This window comes from Roseibium sp., from assembly GCF_050301095.1.
In the GTDB taxonomy this organism is placed as follows: Bacteria; Pseudomonadota; Alphaproteobacteria; order Rhizobiales; family Stappiaceae; genus Roseibium.
Genome location: NZ_JBNKYW010000097.1, coordinates 1 through 2,745 on the forward strand (window position 1 = coordinate 1; position 2,745 = coordinate 2,745).

A 2,745-nucleotide genomic window follows, 5' to 3' on the forward strand; every position below is an offset into this window, starting at 1 on the left:
TACGCCAACACCGGCGCACGGAAATTCGCCGGCGGAACGCTGCTGACGGACCTCAGGTTCTTCCTCGGGCTTCTGGCGGTTTATCTCGCCCTGACGGTGCTGGACCGGATCGTCGGCTTTGTTAAGTCGAAGCTGTGGCGGGAATAGAGACGCGGGGTTCAAGCCGCCTCGAGCCCCCCGTTGTTGCGCCTGATGCGCAACCGGTTTTTGACAACGTCCTTTGACCACAACCTGACCGGTTCCTCGATCAGCCTGAAGGTAATCGTGGAAACAATGCAGGTGGCGGTAAAGGACAGGCCCATCACGAGCCACTTGGCCTCGCCCGCAACATGGTTTTCCGCATTTGTCTCGAAGCCCAGCACAAACTGGAAGACATCGGTCATGAAGAGATAAACGATCACGTGCCAGAGATAGAACGAATAGGAAATCCGCCCGAAATACTGCATGGCCCTGCCGTCCAGGAAGCGTGAGACAAGACCCTGCGACCGGCCGGAAAAGAAGCCGATGACCACGACAAAAGCCGCAACCGTCACGACCTGCAGGACAAAGCTGTCGTTCGAGATGCTGACAAGCCACAGGGCAATCGCGACCAGCCCGGCTTCAGCCAGGGTATCTTTCAGAAATCCGCGCCGTTTCACAAATCGCCCCGGATCAAGCTGGGCGAGCGCAACCCCGGCAAAGAACCCGGCCGCCCCACGAAGAAAGCCGAAGCTTGCGTGACGATAGACCAGGGTGGGGTGTTTCTCGTAAAGGCCGATGACATAGAGCGCCAGATAACAGGAAACCGATATCAGGACCGCATGAAACACCAAGGGGCGGGCGCTGTCGCCGGCCTTCCTGAATACGATCAGGAAGATGAAAAACGCCAGGTAGGCGAAGAGTTCCGCCGAAACGCTCCATGTCGGATAGTTCCACTGCAGTTCACCAGAAATTCCGTAGGCGTTTATCAGGAAAAGGTTTTCGAAAAAGGGCCAGACGAGCGTGTTTTCATACTGGGGATCACCTAAACCAAATCGGCTTGCCACCAGGATCTTGCCGCCGATGAACATGAGCCAAACCAGCAGAATGACGAAATGCACGGGATATAGCCGCGCCAATCGCAAGAAGGCGAATTGCCCGGCGTTGATAACCCGGTCGCTGACGGATTGCTGATACCCCTTGTAGATCACGAAACCCGACAGGACGAAGAACAGATCGACAAAAATGGCGGAGTTGTAGATCAGGGAATTCAGTGCGCCGTAAGGCAAGATGTAATGAAAGGCTGCAACGAAGAAAGCGGCGGCCCCGCGCAGCGCGTTGAGTTTGGAATAGTACAATTGCACGACCCTGAAACGGCACCCAATGAGAAAAACGGAATACGACCACCCCTGATTATTCCAAGTTTCGGAAAATTTGAACTTCAACCTGGGATAAAGGTTAACAGCCACCTGTCGCAATGCGGGTGACGTCGGGTCTTCCCTACGGAAACTTCTTGCCATGACCGGGTTCGATCCGGTCCGGAAGTCTCAGGACGTTACGTCAGGAGCCCGGCAAGCAGTTCGTTGAAGCGCTCCGGCTCTTCCAGATGCGGGGCATGGCCCGAGTTTTCGAAACCGTGCAAGTGAAAGCACGGCACGTTCTGCTCGTGCCAACGGTGAACGCCCGGGCCGTAAAGCTGGCTGCGCAAGCCTGCCGCCAGATGAAGGGGAACCGGGAAATCCTTCAGCAGCGGACGGAAATCCTGGTCCGTCAAGGAGGCCCACATCGGTTTCAGGAGAGACGGATCTGCCTTGGCAATTTCAGTGCTCGCAAATGCCTGCAATTCCGGATCTGTGGCAACACCTTCGGCGAAGAGGCGCATGGCGATCCTGCCCGGCAGTCTCGACCAGTCGGCGACCATGCCTTCCAGAACATGGGTGTTCAGCTCCGCGGTCAGGCCGTTGAGGGACCCGTTCCGCCAGTCTTCGCCGTTCAGCACCCTGGGCGACATGTCCACCGCGACCACAGAGGCGACCCTTTCCGGGCCATGCCGCTCGATCAGGGAATAGGCAACCAGTGCGCCCATGGACCAGCCACAAAGGACAATATCCCTGAGGCCCTGATCCGCCAGATAGGCGTGAAGTGCGTCAGCGGCGGATCCAATCGACAGCGGAACGCGGTCCCCGGTCGCGCCGTGTCCGGGCAGGTCCGGCACGATGCAACGGGCATGTGGTGTCAGGGCTTCCATCTGGCCGCGAAAGAATACACCCGGACAGGACCAGCCGTGGATCATGACCAGCGGACGACCCGTGCCCTCGTCCCTGATATCAAGCTTATGATTGCTCACGCACGTCCTGCCCTAAGCCGTCCGACAATACCGGTCGGGAAGAAATAGACCGACAGGATGAAGAGGACGCCCAGCCACAGCAGCCAGCGTTCCGGCGCCACGAGCGTGGACAGGAACGGAACGGCGCTGGTGGCCTCGGCAGCAACGCCCATCAGGTTCTGCAGGTAGGTTTGCGCCAGAATGAAGAGGGTCGCTCCGAGAACGGCGCCATAGAGCGTTCCCATACCGCCGATCACCACCATCAGCAGGATATCGATCATGATCTCCATGGAGAGCGTCGTCGCGGGTCCCGTGTAGCGCAGCCAGATAGCAAGCAGCGATCCGGACAAAGCGGCAATGACGGCGGAAAGCACCGTCGCCGTCGTCCGGTACCAGACAACCCGGTAGCCGATGGCCTCCGCCCGGAAGGCATTGTCCCGAACCGCCTGCAGGGTCCGCCC

At 58.7% G+C, this 2,745-nt stretch carries 3 protein-coding genes; all 3 read right to left on the reverse strand.

Translation table 11 applies throughout. The features are described from left to right. Positions 1 to 158: 158 nt before the first annotated feature. Positions 159 to 1,316 (reverse strand): acyltransferase family protein, encoded by a 1,158-nt coding sequence (locus tag ACQY7U_RS08530; RefSeq protein WP_428643493.1) that lies wholly within the window; start codon positions 1,314 to 1,316, stop codon positions 159 to 161. A gap of 197 nt (positions 1,317 to 1,513) precedes the next feature. Continuing rightward, positions 1,514 to 2,305: an alpha/beta fold hydrolase gene (locus ACQY7U_RS08535; protein WP_428643495.1), complete on the reverse strand. Its 792-nt coding sequence runs from the start codon at positions 2,303 to 2,305 to the stop codon at positions 1,514 to 1,516. After that, the coding region (locus tag ACQY7U_RS08540) for a branched-chain amino acid ABC transporter permease (RefSeq protein ID WP_428643496.1) at positions 2,302 to 2,745 on the reverse strand (444 nt) is incomplete at its 5' end. The genes ACQY7U_RS08535 and ACQY7U_RS08540, both read right to left, overlap by 4 nt.